The organism is Pseudoalteromonas qingdaonensis, assembly GCF_038739665.1.
GTDB classification, from domain to species: Bacteria; Pseudomonadota; Gammaproteobacteria; order Enterobacterales; family Alteromonadaceae; genus Pseudoalteromonas; species Pseudoalteromonas qingdaonensis.
Genome location: NZ_JBCGCU010000006.1, coordinates 1 through 15,482 on the forward strand (window position 1 = coordinate 1; position 15,482 = coordinate 15,482).

A 15,482-nucleotide genomic window follows, 5' to 3' on the forward strand; every position below is an offset into this window, starting at 1 on the left:
AAAATATATTGAAGCCAAAGGAGGCGCTTCTGTCATACCCAAACGAAATTATGGCCAAGATATGGACAAAGAGAGTGTCGATTGGTGTCTTTATAAATATAGGCACTTAGTTGAAAATGCATTCGCACGAATAAAACATTATCGTTCAATATCAACTAGATATGAAAAACTCGCGAGGAATTATGCCAGTATGGTGTCACTGGCATTTTCAATGATGTGGCTGCCGATGTATTGCTGAGTAAAATATGTACAGCAAAGATCAACAGGCCCTAGGCAAAATCAAAGCCTTAGTATAAATAGTCGTCTAAACTTGCCCTTAAGCGTGAATTGGTATTCCTAGCTCAAGGGCAAATTGAAGTATTGTCGCCTGTATTTATCTTATCTCCGGTATAGTGGCCGTTCCCATTGCCACGCGCTTTGGTTTAGGCTCCGTACTTGGTTATCTGATAGCCGGTAATTTATTCCTGGTGATAGGCATAGCCTTAATGATGACATTAGTTGGATTATCGCCGGCTTTAGGTACCTTTATCGCCGGGGTAGTTCTTGCAAATGTGCCACGGTTATTGACCTTAATTATCAACATTTGGAAGCCATGGCACGTATCGGTGTGCATTAGTTTTATGGGGCTGCGACACGGCCTGATCTATTAAATAGTGCCGGAATAGATAAAGCGAAATTATTGGTGATAGCCCTGGACGATAAAAAGCAAATCACCACCTTAACTCAGTACGTTTTGCAGAAATATCCCCATGTTCATGTGTTAGCAAGAGCCATAGACAGACATCATGTTTATCAGTTATGGGCACTGGGTTGCCGTGACATTATCCGAGAAACCTACGACAGCTCATTGCGTATAGGGCGCGCCGCTTATGAAGCGCTTGGCATAAACAGCGAACAGGCAGCAGATATCATTTCCAAGTTCGATTCCTATGATAAGAAAATGATGCGGGTAACCGACGAGGGCTTTGATGCCAACTTGCCGTTTCAGGACAATGATGAGTACGTGAAGCTAGTGAAAGACTATATGCAGCAATACGCGCCGGAATTAAAAGATTTAGTATGAGCCAAATAACAAAGGACTTTACCTTATTAATCTTTTTAAACACCCTATTTAACATAACATAAATTATAGGTTGTTTAGGTTTATGTCCAGCAGCACAGATCTACGCGCCTATATATGTCCAATACTAGACGGTATCGGACATTTTAATGGTTTCTATAAATCTTATTCAGCTCTTTTCTATAGCACTAACAATGATCTGATACAGCGGCTATAGCTTCACATTAAATTTCGATTAAATTCACTATAAGTGTTCAATCATGCCTTGGTTGTATTGAGCAAATGCGCCTTATCGCATAGTATTGTTTAAAACAGCAATAAAAAAGATGCATTATGGAGTTTGTTCGCCCGCTGGAGCCAATTCTGATCATCGACCATGATCAGTCCATGCGCAGTTCTTTAGCCGCGATTCTCACCGACCTAGGTTATGACCAGATCACCGGTAGCGCGGATATTAACGACGCTAAGCCTTTACTCGCTCAACTCGATCCCAAGGTTATCTTTGTTGATATTGCCTTACCCGACTGCGACGGTTGTGACATTATCAGCTACCTGTCGGAGCTGCATCCGCACAGTAAAATCATTCTTTGTGCTGACCATAACTCTTACGAGAATGTTGAGCACAACTGGGAATTTGGCGCCGAGGAATACATAAGTAAACCCTTTAATGCCAATAAGGTCGACATGGTTATGAAGCGTTTAGAGCTTAATTAATCCCTATGCAAGAAAAATTAAAACAACTGACGCTGGGCTTAGCGGATGTCATCTATGGCAAAGAGCAACAAATAAAACTCGCTTTATGCGCCATGCTGGCTCGCGGCCATTTATTGCTTGAAGACCTGCCAGGCATGGGTAAAACAACTTTGTCTCACGGTCTAGCGCAAACCCTGGGCATGAGTTATCAACGGATTCAATTTACCAGTGACTTATTGCCCGCTGATATTCTCGGCGCCAGTATTTTTAATACCAAAGAGCATAAATTCACGTTTCACAAAGGCCCTATTTTCAGCCAAATTGTGTTGGCGGATGAAATCAACCGTGCCGGCCCTAAAACTCAAAGTGCCTTACTTGAGGCCATGGAAGAAGGCTGTGTCAGTATTGACTCCGAGCGCTACACCTTACCCGAGCCTTTTTTCGTAATTGCCACGCAAAACCCCCAGCATCAATCCGGGACTTTTCCTCTCCCGGAATCCCAGCTGGATCGCTTTTTTATGCGCCTTAGCCTAGGCTTTCCACCGGCAGACGCAGAAAAACTGCTGATAAAAGGCCAAGGCCCGCAAAGGCACAAAACCATAGAACCTATTATCAGCTGCGCCGAACTGCAACAAATGCAAAATCAGGTGGATAATATCAGTATCGCCAATACCGTGGTTGATTATATTCTCGCCTTGGTGACTCTGACTCGTCATGACCGTAATATTACCCATCCTTTATCACCGCGAGCCAGTATTGCTCTGGCCCAAGGCGCTAAAGCCTGGGCGTTTTTGGAAGGCCGGGATTATGTGATGCCCGAGGATGTGCAGGCAGTATTTGCCAGCATCTGTGAACATCGTATCAATCCACATGACAATTACAGTCAGGCCAGTGTTTGCGACGATATCTTACGCCGGGTTAAGGTGCCGCTTTAGCATGACCGCCCTGCTGCGCAAGGCATTCGCCCCACTTCACTATCGCTTACAAGATTGGCTGCTAAGAGATAAACATAAAACCACGTCGCTCACTTTAGGTCACAGCACAGTTTATGTGCTGCCCTCAAAGCTGGGGTTTGGTTTTATCCTGGTGGCCGCTCTGAATTTTATACTTGCCGCAAACTATCAAAATAATCTGGTGCAACTGAGCTCCTATTTAATGCTGGTGCTGGTGCTTATGTCTTTGATCCAGTCCTACGCCAATATCAAAGGGCTGCAGTTGCAATTCAAAGAAGTGGCCAATGGTTATGCCAATCAAGGACGCACTTATCGCCTGAGTCTGGCGAATCAGCAGCGCAACAGCTATGCCATTCAATTACAGTGGCAAGGCAATACGGCTTTAGTTGAGAAGGTCGAAAATAGCAGCCAGGATGTCTCCATCCAATGCGCTAAACAAGCCCGTGGTTATTATAAGGTACCGAGATTAAAGGTGTTTTCCACCTATCCATTTGGCTTAGCCAAGGTATGGAGCTACCTCGAAGCAAACGCCGATTATTATGTTTATCCGGCTCCTCTGCCCCATAATCATGGTTTAAGTAAACAAGCGCTTGATGACGCGCCGCAACAAACTTCCGGTACTTTAAGCCAGTCCGGTAATGATGAGTTCGATGGTCTTAAAGAGCATAAACAACTCGCCGATTACCGCCGTGTTTCCTGGAAACACTTTGCCAAGCGTGAGCAGCTTTTAGTCAAAGAGTTTATTACCGAGGCCGACAGCGCCTACGTGGTTGATTTTGAGCAGTTTCCTGGCGATGTTGAAAACCGCTTAAGCCTAATGGCTTATAGTATTGAGCAGGCGCAAATCCAACACACTCCCATAGCCATCAAACTGCCTGGCCTTACGCTTGCCTGTGATAACAGCGATGAGCATTATCTCAAGGCGCTGCGTGCCCTCGCCCTTTATCAAAAGTCGGGCTCACACCATGAGTAATTTTGCCAGCACTGCCCTTAGCTTTATTTATATCGGCATCCTGATGATGTTGGCGGCCGAGTTGCCGACCATGCTGTTAAGCCTGCTGCTACTGCTGTGCCTTTGGAACCTGTTATTAGCAAACAAGGGGCTCAAACGCCCAGCCATGCTGGTGACCAATATTCTTGCCGCAGCCTTATTGGCGGTCCTCTTTATTACCGTAAACCTAAAACAAAGTGTCTTGTTATTTGTGATCATGCTGCTACAGGCCAGTATTTTGAAACTGTTGCAGGCAAAGAGTGCGAAACAACAACAAACCGTGATAGTGCTGACGTTTTTCTCTATCTCAACCGTGTTTCTTTATCAACAATCACTTTATAGCACTGTACTTGTAGCCATTTTTTTCGTCACCTTAACCATAGCTCTGGCTAGCCTAAACGGCTTGCCCACCACACGTTTGGCCGTGCGCAAGAGCATTTATTCGCTCTGTATTGCCGTACCTTTAGCAGCCTTAATGCTGGTGTTTGTGCCGAAAATGCCGGCGTTTTGGCAGCTACCCGGCGCTAATACCGCTAAAACAGGCTTGAATGAACGCGTCGACCCCTTTGATATCGCCAGTTTGGCAAAATCCGATGAACTGGTATTTCGCGCCGAGTTTAATGATGAACAAGCAGCTCCGCCCTATTACTGGCGTGCCATGTTACATACCAGTTTTGATGGTAAGGCCTGGGTAAAAGAAAAAGCCCCAACCCATGAGCGTAAAAATATAGATTGGGCTGCCTATACGAATTCGGCGCAAATATACCTAGAAAAAAGCGCCAATCCTTGGCTATATACCTTGGGCGATGGGGTTAGCCGTGCTGCCGATGTCAGAAACATCAATGATGGTTTATTGCTGCGCCAGGACCCATCGGCGTCGAACTTTAAATACCCTTTGCGTTATCGTCCACAATTGTCCGCGGCGCTAAGCCAATCCGAGTATCAGTACTACACCCAATTGCCAGGGCAAGGCAATCCGCAGGCCCGTGCTCTGGCCAAACGTCTTGGTGCAAAAAGCGACAATGCTGACGTATTTGTCAGTGAGCTCTATGATTATTACCGCACTCAAGGTTTTACTTATACTCTGACGCCAACTCCCATTACCAGCACTAACAGCTTGGATATCTTTCTCACTCAGACTCAACGTGGCTTTTGCGGTCATTACGCCAGTGTCAGTGCTTTTATGATGCGCAGCATCGGCATTCCGGCTCGTTTGGTGTCTGGTTATCTGGGTGGAGAAAATGTCGGCGACAGTAATTATCTTTCTGTATATCAATACGATGCTCATGCCTGGGTGGAATATCACAATGGTGAACAATGGCAACGTTTTGATGCCACCTCAGTGGTAGCGCCGGAGCGCTTGAATGGCTCTTTATCTCAGGTCGATGAGCTGCAGCAGGAGTTTCGCGATAATTTGAATCTTGGGCTATTACAGCTAAGTGGCTTCAAATCATTAAACTGGCTGCGGATTCAATTAGAGAAAATCGATTACCGCTGGACCAAATGGGTGCTGGGGTTTGATCAGGAAAAACAAAATAACTTCCTAAAAGACTTGCTAGGGAGTCAGCTCGCACAATACAGTATGGCCCTTGTGGTTATAGGCATTGCCCTGGTATTGTTTGTTGTTTTGCTCCTCAGTTCGCGCCATCGCAAGGTGCAATTGAGCTTCAGTGCTAAGCAGCTGAACAAACTTTTTAATGCGGCTGACACTTCTGCCCTTTTATCACCAGAGCAACTGACGCCGGTGGCGCAATTGAACTACTTGGCGATGCATACGCCGCAACTTAAAACCCAGATGGAACACATTTCACGTTTGTATGTTCAGACCACCTATGAGCAGAAGCCGCTCACAAAAAAACAGTGTTCAGAGCTTAAAAAAGCAGTAAATAAATCAATAAAAATAATAGGTTAAAAATGAATTCAGTCATTGTCGGCGTATTTCTTATGCTGTTATTGACCCTTTTTCGGGTCAATGTCATTGTCGCCATGACGGTCGCGGCGCTTGTCAGCGGCTTGGTTGGCGGGCTTTCCCTTACCGATACGGTTACGGCTTTTAATAACGGCCTCTCCGGAGGCGCCGAAATAGCCTTAAGTTATGCCATGCTTGGTGCCTTTGCCGTGGCCATCGCCAAATCTGGACTGACCAATTTATTGGCAGCGCGCTTATTGGCGTTAATGGGAAAAGAGCAAACCTCAGAGCGTTTTTTATCCTTCGCGATTATGACTGTGGTGCTGTTTTGCGCCTTAAGCTCGCAAAACCTGATCCCCGTGCATATCGCCTTTATTCCTATTTTAATACCGCCGCTTTTGGGAATTTTTAACCGCTTGCAGCTGGACCGCCGCGCCATTGCCTGTATTCTTACCTTTGGTTTAGCCACCGCTTATATGGTACTGCCCTACGGTTTTGGCGGTATTTATCTGTACAATATTTTGCACCTTAACCTGGTTGAAAATGCTTTGGTTATCGACAAAAACCTGGTGCCACAGGCCATGATCATCCCCGCCATTGGCATGTTTGTGGGTTTATTGGTGGCTGTGTTTATCAGCTATCGTCGCAAGCGTGAATATAATCACAGCATAGTGACTGAGGCCAAGTCCTTAGCAGTTGAAAACCCAGGCAAGGTGTTATTGGTTGGCACCTTAGCCATTGTTTTATCCCTGATAGCCCAGTTTATGAGTCAATCTATGATCCTCGGTGGCTTGGTTGGGGTTATGGTTTTTACCCTTTTTGGTATCGTTAAATGGCATGAAAACCAGGATGTGTTTTCTAAAGGCGTGGCCATGATGGCGATGATAGGTTTTATTATGATCTCAGCTCAAGGCTTTGCCGAGGTAATGAAAACCACCGGCCATATCGATACTTTAGTCAGCGGCGCAGCGGATATGATAGCCGGTAATAAGCCTTTGGCTGCCCTGCTTATTTTATTGGTTGGCCTGATGATCACCATGGGCATAGGCAGTTCGTTTTCTACCGTGCCCATTATCGCCGCCCTTTTTGTGCCCTTGTGTTTGCAACTGGGTTTTTCTCCCATGGCCACCGTAGCCCTGGTTGGTACCGCAGGTGCGTTAGGGGATGCCGGCTCCCCTGCTTCGGACTCAACCTTGGGGCCAACTTCGGGCTTAAATGTCGATGGCCAACATGATCATATCTGGGATTCAGTGGTGCCAACCTTTATCCACTTTAATATTCCTTTAGTCCTGTTCGGCTGGATAGCAGCAATGGTGCTTTAGACAAAAAAGCTAGATTCAAAAAGAGCCGCATCGCGGCTTTTTATCTTTTTTAATACTACTAACACCACTATCCGCCATTCCCTTGAAAAACAAGCAATAACCACAAGTTAGGTTAGCTGAGATTAATTAGAACAAATAAATAGTATGATGTGTTCATTGTTGACAGGGAGAATAAAAAAGGGAGCCTTAGCTCCCATTCTTATATCAGTGCATTATATAAATGCTTAGTCTTGAAACCCGTTTATCATTCGCTCACAGACTACAGGAGTTGGTCTGTGGTTTTCATCAACGGCAACAAAGGTGAAGCTACCACGAATAGCTAAATGCTTGTTGTCCTTGTGCATGGTTTCAAGGAAGATTTCCACGTCCACTTTTAAACTGGTGTTACCTACGTGTACAACCTTAGACACTAACTCGGCAAAGGTGCCAGCAGGGATCGCTTCTTTAAAGTCAACGCGGTCTGATGAAATGGTTACCAAGGGCTTGCGACAAAAACGGGTTGCAGCAATAAAAGCAACCTCGTCCATCCAGGCCAAGGCATCGCCACCGAACAAGGTGTTGTGGTGGTTGGTACGCCCAGGAAACACGGTTTTAGTTACATGGGTAATTGAGTCTTGAATACGCTGTGCAACAACGGCTTCTTTATCTAGGGTATTAGTCATTCGTGTTAGCTTCGCTCGCTAAAGTATCTATCATCATAAGTTGCGGGTCTAATCGGGTGTTAAACCAGTTAAAACGCCAGTCTAAATGCGGGCCTGTCACCCGCCCTGTGGCACCAATTTGGCCGATGCGCTCGCCTGTTTTTATCATTTCACCTTTTTCCACCAACACCTTGTGCATATGGATATAGGTTGAACTGATACCGTGGCCATGATCGATAATCACAGTACCACCTGAGTAATATAAATCCGGATGAGCAAACACTACGCGTCCTGGTAAAGGTGCATAGATGGGTGTGCCCGTCTTATTGGCGATATCCAAACCGAAATGAGGGCGTTTAGGCGTACCGTTAAAATACCTTTGACTGCCATACACACCAGAAATACGACCTTTGGCTGGGCGATACACGGGCGCGATAAAATCTGTCAGGTCAGACTCATTGGCGCGGGCCTCACGAACCATGGCGGCATCGCTACTGATACGTGCCAACACCTCTTTAGGTGGTTCTACGTACTTTTGCTCCACCCCTTCGATTTTATCTATCTTGTACTGACGCTGGGTGACGTTAAAATCGAGCTGCTGCCAGTTACCCTGCTTATCAAGCCATTTTAGCTGCTGCTGTAGCTCGGCATCACGGTCTATACCAAAGACAAAGTAACCTTCGGCACTGCGTTTAAGTTCACGCTCAGCAAACACGACTTTTTGCGCATTCAGCAATTGACCAATAAGCATGGCGCCTTGCGTTAGGGTGCCCTTAACCAAGGGCTGGGGCAATTGCGCCGCTTTGGCGGCAACGAGCGAACTGCTAAGGCAGGCAAGCGTAAACAGGCCTGAGCTAATAAGGCGTTTAAGCATAACTGATGGACCCTTTCCCTACCCCTTCATAAGCCGTTACCTTAACCTGCTTATCCGGGTATTCACGTTTTAATTCTTGCGCCATAAAGTCGGCAATACATTCAACCGTGGTATCGCAAGGGAGTACTTCAACACGCTCGGCACTAATAGCCAGCTCAAACTCACCTTGAGTCGAGCGATAGCGGCTGCAAAGGTCGCCCTCTTTGGCTTGAATATGTTGCAGTTGCGTTGCTTCAACCTGATCTTCTGCACTAAGCAGGTAGATATCTTCCCAGCGGTCAGCCCACTGTTTTTGCAGGCGCGGCATTGCCATACCATCAAGCTCTATACCTAGTGTGCTGCGATGACCATGAATAATACGCTGACAATTGCCATCGTGCTTTTTCAAGCCGTGAGAATAATGATAATAGAAGCTGTTACTTGGCTCAGGGCGTAAATGCAAACCCATGCCGGTAACATTGACCGGTAATTGCGGTGTGATCAAGGCAATAAGATGCGTGATTAAGGCCTGCTCATCAATGCGCGGCGCATCGATTTTGCTTACCGCCTGCAGCGGTGCACTCATAGCCAGGTGGTGCTTGGCACCAAAGTGCGCATCAAGAATCACTAAGTCGTCACGCTCAGTCAGGCTTATATCCGCCTGCATTGGCACCGCCAAGGTATGGTCGACGCTGTCATCGATAATGCGCTTTATCTGCTTTTTTACCAAGCCAAAATCCAGCACCATGGACTCATCATTTAAAGCCCCATCCAGGGTCAAATCAACAATCCAACTTTCTCCTACCGGTCCACGGTCGGGACAAAAATATGAAAAATCGATAACGGTAAGATCGTTGACAAACAAAGTCATAGGTCAGCCTAACAAGCAATTGATAATTTTGCCCAAATTATACAGGGGAAAGGGTTAAATTGCTGCCCCTTTGGCGATTTATTGATTTTTTCAGGCCCTATAACAGTGACACAACGACAGGTTCACATAAATTACATAAACAAGGGGTAAAACTAAGGTATAAATTGACTGCTCAGAGTTGTTTAGCGTACATGTGTACGCTAAAGTAGCTGCAAATTTTCAAACAATAAGTGTGATATGGAACGTAAGAATAGCTACTCGAAAGAAGACTTGGTGTTGTGTGGTGAAGGCAAAATGTTCGGTGAGAACAACTGTCGTCTGCCTAGCGATAATATGTTAATGATGGACCGTATCGTTTCTATTACCGAAGACGGTGGTGAGCACGGTAAAGGCCAGATCATAGCCGAGCTGGATATTGACCCATCACTGTGGTTCTTTGACTGTCACTTCAAGGGCGATCCGGTTATGCCTGGTTGTCTTGGCCTTGATGCTATGTGGCAAATCGTCGGCTTTTTCTTAGGTTGGTCAGGTGGCCCAGGCCTAGGTCGCGCTCTCGGTGTGGGTGAAGTGAAATTCACAGGTCAAATCCTACCTACGGCGAAAAAAGTAACCTATCGCATCGATATGAAGCGCGTTATTAAGCGTAAATTATTTATGGGTATGGCCGATGGTACTGTAGAAGTAGATGGCCGCGTTATCTACGAAGCAAAAGATTTAAAAGTGGGTCTTTTCCAAGATACCAGCGCGTTTTAATCGCCCCTGGTAACCAAAGACCACAAAAAACGCCGCTTTATAGCGGCGTTTTAATTGATAATTTAGACTTTAAATTGAGCTCGTTCTTCGATGGCTTCTCGCCACCCGCCAAGCCATTGTGATCGCGGGTCGAGTTGCTGGTAGGGGCAGTTTTCTTTTGAGCGGCCTGCCATGCCTGCTTTATATCCTTGAGAATGGGCGCGTTCTAAACGATCACGTTTTTGTCTCTTCATAGGTAAAGTCCTCACCATTGTAGTTTCGTCATTTGTAGTGTTTTTATCATCTACAAGTAATGGATAATTAATAGAACTGTCACTTTTCAAAGCCATAATTAAACCAACTTGGGCTATTGCGGCTAAATGAGCAGTTATTGACTGCGAAAAAAAGTGGCCGTACCTCTGTTTCTTCGACCGATTACGTGGACTCCGTAATAAGCGCATAGTCGGTTGTGCTAAAACCCCGTGTAATTAGCGGTAATGTTTTTTTGCACAAAACGGACAATGCTTACAACTACTGACAGCCAAAACACTTAATAAGTTCCGCTGTCCCTAAGCTCAATCTGCCGTCTCTTGAAGCAGTTTTCAAGTCTTATTTTTTTATCTGACTAGATATAATATGTGCGGGCATTTGGTAGAAAAGAAAAGTGGCGCAGTTCTTTGTGAAACTGCGCTGACGAACCCCATTCTTATGTTAATTTTTGCATCAACTATGTTTTTTTGGGTTCTTTGATAAAAAATAATCCGGCTGTTTTGCGCACAATGAAAACTCACGAGTATTCTTATAAGGCAGCTTCATAAAGCCCGCCACACCTACCCCGTCTATGCTCATGGCATACTGCATAATTTCATTTAATAACTGGGCAAATCGCGCTTCCTGACTGGCATCAAGCAGGCGATAATAATGGTGTATTTTCAAACGTTGCGCTAATGACTCAAAAATAATACAGCCGGTATGGTGAATTTTGTTGAGCTCGAAAACGCATTGGATGATCTTTTTTGGCAGTTGCAACTGCTCGTCCGGATCCTTGCCATCTTCAAAGTAGGAGTGCGGCCTTAGCATTTCCTTAGTGGGAATATCCGTGACGTCATAACTGAGCTCAGGCAGCTGCTCAAACGCAAAGGCGCCTGTGTCGTCTCGCTCTAGCTGAATCGTTTGCCTGGCATCGAACAGACAACACTTAAACAAGCCCTTTTGCTCAATGCCCTGAGCCAGTTTCACCGTGTTGTCCACCGCATCCTGAAACGCCAATTGCAGGGACTCGTCATAAAGTACCAAGCTGGACTCGACAAACAGGCTGTCCTGTTTCCAGTGAAAACTCAGACCGCCCACCACAGGGTATTTAGCCAGGCGGCTAATGGCGGCAAGAAAGGCTTTTTCCGTATCGCCGGTATCGAACAGAAACTCCCGATAATAACGCTCTAACTGAGCATCATTTACATCGCTTAAGCGCTGATCGCTGTCGGCCTGACGTAAAAATTGTTTGCGCGAGCTATATACTACAGTGTCGGGCAAAATATCGGCAACAGAGCTCCAAAACGGGATCATCGACTTGGACGCAACGCGCTGCTGCACAGGCACATAAGCTCGCGCCATGGCTGGCATATTACGAATAAAATAATCCCCAGCACTGTCCCGCGTCGCCTTATCTTTACTGAGCATGCCATCAATCACCTTGGCAAACTCCACAGGCAAACCCAAAGAGCTGGCGGGAATAACCTGAGCACCAAAGCGACAGGACTGAGCGGAAGCGAGCGCATAGAGCGTTGAGGCCACACCTTGCTCGTCAAAACGCGGCGACGATTTAGCACCAGACATCTGCTCATCACCGATAAAGTACACATCCCCCATGCGGGCATTGGTATTGGTAATATCCGCCGACATTAAATCCATCACATTGGCGCCAACAGGATGCCCCTCGGCATCAAGCTGAGCATAAACGGAGCTGCCCCAATCGACCAAAGATAAGGCGCTGCTATTGGGGTCCCACACCAGATTGGAGGGTTTAATATCGCCATGAACCACGGGCGTGGGTGCAAGGCCGTTTCTATGTTGGCGCAGCAGCAAGAGTAACTGGTGTAATTGCAACCCAAGAGCCAAGATTTGTTTTGCGGATATCTTCCCTAAACGCAGAGAAAAATGCTCAAGGTCGTGGCCTTGAGAGCGCTCCATCATGAGTATTCCCTGCTTTTTTATGCGCTCAAAGGCATAAAACTTAGGGATCATCGGATGGTCGAAGCGAGATAGCATATAGGCTTCGTCTTCAAGGCGATCACGCACAGATTGCGCCAAGGTAATACGGGAAAACTTAAATACCCACTGCTGCGCTTTGTCATCCACACCGGCAAACACAAAGCCATAAGCACCGGAGCCAATTAGCTCAACATCCCGATAACCCAGCATGGTCAGCTGTTTAATACAGATATTTAGCCATTGCTTGTGTTTTTTTGCATCACGGTGTGAGAGCAGATAAATAGACTGCTCTTCGTTGATGTAAAAGTTCGTGATCGGTCGTTGCGCCACCGCCGCCTCAAGGTTTGTAAAAGTGCTAACTATCTGCTCAGTTTACGCTTTTTTTTAACCATTCGAAATAACAGGAAACAAATTCATCATTCCCCTGCGCTTGTGAAGAACCGCACATTAAAGTATTCTTTTTGCTCGAAATAATTATCAACTAGAAATGGAGTTCTCATGAAGAAAGTCCTCATTGGTGCTGCGGTCGTTGCCGCCCTAGGTGTCGGTGTTTATTACCAGCAAAGCAATCAATCCAGTGCCAAAATAGAACTTGCACAATTGGACTATGTACCCGCAGACACTGTCTTTTTTGCCTCTCAGCTCACCCCCTTTCCTTATGAGCAATATGCAAAACTGCTACCCGCAACTCAGCTTAGCGAAGAGCAACGCGGTCAGTTTAGTGAGATCACAGAAGCACTAAAACAAGATGGCGATAACATTGCTGTATTTATCGCCGAGTTATTAGAAAAATATGAGCAAGCCATAGCCACGCAAAGCGCCGATAAGATATGGGGCTTTGGCAGCGAACTGCGTTACCTGACCTATGCGGTTGGCCTTATGCCCGTAGCCCGTATCGAGCTGGCCGAGCCAGACATCTTTGTCAATACGGTGAAAGAAGCCGCAGACAAGGCGGGGATCAGCCACGAAGAAAAAACACTGAATAACACCGCCTATACTCGTTTTATTCTAGAAGCAGAGCAAGGTCAGTCTCTTGAGCTAGTTCTCAGCGTTCAGGGGCAATGGTTAACCTTAACTCTAAACAGCGATATGGTAAGCAGTGAAGACGATCTCGCCTTGGCACTGGCGGCTAAAAAGCCGACCAGCTCACTGGCAAGCACAGGACGTTTACAAGCTTACGCCGACAAATATGGCTGGGATGGCAGCTCGGTCAATTTTATCGATAATAAGGCCTTGGTTTCGGCCCTAGTTGCAGAAAAACCTTCGCGCCTAGGTACCATGTTAGACACCTTTATGAGCAAGGCCGGTAAGACCAACGCCTTGGATGCAGTACGTACTCCAGGCTGTAAAAAAGACCTGCCTGCCATAGCAACTAAGTTCCCGGGCCTGGTCTGGGGCACATCAGATCTGGAAGTGACCAGCAGCCATGCTAACTTCGATATAGATATGATTTTTGAAAGCAGTGATAGCGACCTGCTTGGTGCATTAGCAACTCTGCGCGGCTTTATTCCCAAACATGTTACCGATGCCGACGACGCCATTTTGAGCCTAGGTTATGGCATTGACGTATCAAAGGTGGGTTCTCTAACCAACACCCTATGGACCTCCTTCACTCAAGCCGAGTTTGAATGTGAGCCATTATTAATGGCCCAAGAGCAAGCACAAGGCGCAAACCCTATGGCTATCGCCATGGCCACAGGTATGTTTGCTGGCGTAAAAGGTGTCAGTGTGACCATTAACGACCTGGACTTGGATTTAACGAACCCGCACGCCCCTGATATCAAGCAATTTAGCGGCCTGTTCACTCTCAGCGCCGACGATCCTATGACGCTTATCAATACCGCTAAATCTCTGGTACCTCATATGGCAGGTGTAAATGTACCAAGCGATGGCAGCCCAGTCTCGGTTAACGAACTGCTGGAAATGGGCATGAAGCACGATTTAGACGTTAAATTGGCCGTAAAGGGCAATCACATTACGCTATATACGGGTGAGCAAGCCGAGCAACAGGCCGGCGCCTTGCAAAACGAAGCGCTTGAAGCCAATGGTCTGCTTGGTATGACAGTAAAACTGGCACCATTAATGAAGATTGTCGTTGCCGCCAACGAGGCGAGTGGTCAAGAAACGCCCCCTGAACTTAAGGCCCTGGCCGAGCAGGACATTTCTACCTCTATGACCACAGACATCAATGGTCATGGTTTACAACTAAGTTCAAGCTCGCATATTCGCAAGAATTAACGAATAACAAGCAAACACAAAAAAGGCGGTCACTTCACAGTGACCGCCTTTTTTTACGCCAAATTTACGTACAATACCAATTCACTTAAATAGCTAATCATTCTAGCGGGCTAAATATCATGCTCACTGTGTTGGAATTTTTATATGTAGAATTACTACATAAGAAAAATCCCGCCTTGTGTTCATATCATTTATCCAGCGCTATCTCTGATCACATATATAACAGAATTGGTATTACAAGCGAATGCCGCCGTCGATTTCTACCACTCGGCCGGTGAAGAAATCGTTTTCAAAGATATACTTGGCAGTATGGGCGATTTCCTCGGCTTCACCAAGGCGGCCTACAGGCTTCATCTTAACTAAGCGCTCTTTGGCTTCTGGCTTCATGGCATCCGTCATTTTGGTACGAATAACGCCCGGAGCAATAGCGCCCACGCGAATACCAAAACGACCTAACTCTTTGGCCCAACTGGTCGTCATGGCGACCACGCCAGATTTCGCCGCAGAATAATTGGTCTGACCCATGTTACCAGCACGAGCCACACTGCTCATATTGATGATAACGCCGCCCTCGCCGCTTTCAACCATGTGTACCGCAGCTTCACGGCCACATAGGAAAACACCGGTAAGGTTAACGTCAATAACAGACTGGAACTGCGCCAGCGACATCTTATCAACCACCTTGCCTTCTTTGGCCTTGATAAACAGACCATCGCGCAAAATACCAGCGTTATTGATAAGACCATGAATGGCACCAAAGTCGCTGGCGATAGCGGCAAAGGTCGTCTCCACTTCCTGCTCAACACTGACATTGGCCACATAGGCTTTAATTTTTGCATCCGCATTGGTACTGGCCTGACGTAAATGCGTCACAGCTTCATCCAACAGAGCACTGTCCATATCGATCAGGGCCAAGTGGGCGCCTTGTTCGGCGGCCATTTGCGCCATGGCTAGACCCAAGCCCTGGGCACCACCGGTGACAACTATGGTTTTATTATTTAAATCCAT

Annotated in this window: 14 protein-coding genes and 1 pseudogene; 9 read left to right on the forward strand and 6 right to left on the reverse strand. The window is 46.5% G+C overall.

The genetic code is table 11. The annotated features are described in order from the left end of the window. The 7 genes and pseudogenes from WCN91_RS06875 to WCN91_RS06905 form a co-directional block, all read left to right on the forward strand. A partial coding sequence (locus tag WCN91_RS06875; RefSeq protein WP_342676409.1) for a transposase occupies window positions 1-238 on the forward strand: 238 nt, incomplete at its 5' end. Between the two features lie 393 nt (window positions 239-631). Then, a pseudogene (locus WCN91_RS06880) lies at window positions 632-1,063 on the forward strand (NAD-binding protein); the annotation flags it as partial. Window positions 1,064-1,393: 330 nt separating this feature from the next. After that, window positions 1,394-1,774 carry a response regulator gene (locus WCN91_RS06885; protein ID WP_342677567.1) on the forward strand — a complete coding sequence of 127 codons (381 nt, stop codon included), beginning with the start codon at window positions 1,394-1,396 and terminating at the stop codon, window positions 1,772-1,774. 5 nt (window positions 1,775-1,779) lie between these two features. Then, window positions 1,780-2,688 carry an AAA family ATPase gene (locus WCN91_RS06890; protein ID WP_342677569.1) on the forward strand — a complete coding sequence of 303 codons (909 nt, stop codon included), beginning with the start codon at window positions 1,780-1,782 and terminating at the stop codon, window positions 2,686-2,688. 1 nt (window position 2,689) lies between these two features. Beyond that, complete coding sequence (locus WCN91_RS06895; protein WP_342677571.1) at window positions 2,690-3,679, forward strand: DUF58 domain-containing protein; 990 nt, start codon at window positions 2,690-2,692, stop codon at window positions 3,677-3,679. Next, complete coding sequence (locus WCN91_RS06900; RefSeq protein WP_342677574.1) at window positions 3,672-5,609, forward strand: transglutaminase TgpA family protein; 1,938 nt, start codon at window positions 3,672-3,674, stop codon at window positions 5,607-5,609. Before WCN91_RS06895 ends, WCN91_RS06900 begins: the two co-directional genes overlap by 8 nt. A gap of 2 nt (window positions 5,610-5,611) precedes the next feature. Continuing rightward, complete coding sequence (locus WCN91_RS06905) at window positions 5,612-6,928, forward strand: Na+/H+ antiporter family protein (protein ID WP_342677576.1); 1,317 nt, start codon at window positions 5,612-5,614, stop codon at window positions 6,926-6,928. Window positions 6,929-7,152: 224 nt separating this feature from the next. On the opposite strand, the gene WCN91_RS06910 is transcribed toward WCN91_RS06905, so the two are convergent. From WCN91_RS06910 to WCN91_RS06920, 3 genes are read right to left on the reverse strand one after another with little or no spacing between them, the layout of a single operon-like run. Further along, window positions 7,153-7,590, reverse strand: a complete 438-nt coding sequence (locus WCN91_RS06910; protein WP_342677578.1) for an acyl-CoA thioesterase — start codon at window positions 7,588-7,590, stop codon at window positions 7,153-7,155. Next, entirely contained in the window at window positions 7,583-8,443 is an 861-nt protein-coding gene (locus WCN91_RS06915) for a M23 family metallopeptidase (RefSeq protein ID WP_342677580.1), read from the reverse strand. The genes WCN91_RS06910 and WCN91_RS06915 overlap by 8 nt, the downstream gene beginning before the upstream one ends. Beyond that, complete coding sequence (locus WCN91_RS06920) at window positions 8,436-9,293, reverse strand: 6-carboxytetrahydropterin synthase (RefSeq protein WP_342677582.1); 858 nt, start codon at window positions 9,291-9,293, stop codon at window positions 8,436-8,438. The genes WCN91_RS06915 and WCN91_RS06920 overlap by 8 nt, the downstream gene beginning before the upstream one ends. A gap of 237 nt (window positions 9,294-9,530) precedes the next feature. Between WCN91_RS06920 and fabA the strand changes: the two genes are divergently transcribed. Then, window positions 9,531-10,046 carry a bifunctional 3-hydroxydecanoyl-ACP dehydratase/trans-2-decenoyl-ACP isomerase gene (fabA, locus tag WCN91_RS06925; protein ID WP_105189746.1) on the forward strand — a complete coding sequence of 172 codons (516 nt, stop codon included), beginning with the start codon at window positions 9,531-9,533 and terminating at the stop codon, window positions 10,044-10,046. Window positions 10,047-10,108: 62 nt separating this feature from the next. On the opposite strand, the gene rmf is transcribed toward fabA, so the two are convergent. Then, on the reverse strand, window positions 10,109-10,279 hold the full coding sequence (gene rmf / locus WCN91_RS06930) for a ribosome modulation factor (protein WP_105189745.1): 171 nt from the start codon (window positions 10,277-10,279) through the stop codon (window positions 10,109-10,111). Window positions 10,280-10,748: 469 nt separating this feature from the next. Further along, window positions 10,749-12,566, reverse strand: coding sequence for a protein kinase domain-containing protein (locus WCN91_RS06935; protein ID WP_342677585.1), 1,818 nt, complete (start codon window positions 12,564-12,566; stop codon window positions 10,749-10,751). Window positions 12,567-12,734: 168 nt separating this feature from the next. Here WCN91_RS06935 and WCN91_RS06940 point away from each other — a divergent pair, with 168 nt between their 5' ends. After that, complete coding sequence (locus WCN91_RS06940) at window positions 12,735-14,474, forward strand: hypothetical protein (RefSeq protein ID WP_342677587.1); 1,740 nt, start codon at window positions 12,735-12,737, stop codon at window positions 14,472-14,474. Window positions 14,475-14,708: 234 nt separating this feature from the next. On the opposite strand, the gene WCN91_RS06945 is transcribed toward WCN91_RS06940, so the two are convergent. After that, complete coding sequence (locus tag WCN91_RS06945) at window positions 14,709-15,482, reverse strand: SDR family oxidoreductase (protein ID WP_342677589.1); 774 nt, start codon at window positions 15,480-15,482, stop codon at window positions 14,709-14,711.

What these genes read in the sequence shown, in the direction of transcription:
- fabA (WP_105189746.1), top strand. Translation starts at nt 9,531, where the DNA reads ATGGAACGTAAGAATAGCTACTCGAAAGAAGACTTGGTGTTGTGTGGT.
- WCN91_RS06895 (WP_342677571.1), top strand. Translation starts at nt 2,690, where the DNA reads ATGACCGCCCTGCTGCGCAAGGCATTCGCCCCACTTCACTATCGCTTA.
- WCN91_RS06915 (WP_342677580.1), bottom strand. Translation starts at nt 8,443, where the DNA reads ATGCTTAAACGCCTTATTAGCTCAGGCCTGTTTACGCTTGCCTGCCTT.
- WCN91_RS06890 (WP_342677569.1), top strand. Translation starts at nt 1,780, where the DNA reads ATGCAAGAAAAATTAAAACAACTGACGCTGGGCTTAGCGGATGTCATC.
- WCN91_RS06920 (WP_342677582.1), bottom strand. Translation starts at nt 9,293, where the DNA reads ATGACTTTGTTTGTCAACGATCTTACCGTTATCGATTTTTCATATTTT.
- WCN91_RS06940 (WP_342677587.1), top strand. Translation starts at nt 12,735, where the DNA reads ATGAAGAAAGTCCTCATTGGTGCTGCGGTCGTTGCCGCCCTAGGTGTC.
- WCN91_RS06905 (WP_342677576.1), top strand. Translation starts at nt 5,612, where the DNA reads ATGAATTCAGTCATTGTCGGCGTATTTCTTATGCTGTTATTGACCCTT.
- WCN91_RS06945 (WP_342677589.1), bottom strand. Translation starts at nt 15,482, where the DNA reads ATGGATTTAAATAATAAAACCATAGTTGTCACCGGTGGTGCCCAGGGC.
- WCN91_RS06900 (WP_342677574.1), top strand. Translation starts at nt 3,672, where the DNA reads ATGAGTAATTTTGCCAGCACTGCCCTTAGCTTTATTTATATCGGCATC.
- WCN91_RS06910 (WP_342677578.1), bottom strand. Translation starts at nt 7,590, where the DNA reads ATGACTAATACCCTAGATAAAGAAGCCGTTGTTGCACAGCGTATTCAA.
- rmf (WP_105189745.1), bottom strand. Translation starts at nt 10,279, where the DNA reads ATGAAGAGACAAAAACGTGATCGTTTAGAACGCGCCCATTCTCAAGGA.
- WCN91_RS06885 (WP_342677567.1), top strand. Translation starts at nt 1,394, where the DNA reads ATGGAGTTTGTTCGCCCGCTGGAGCCAATTCTGATCATCGACCATGAT.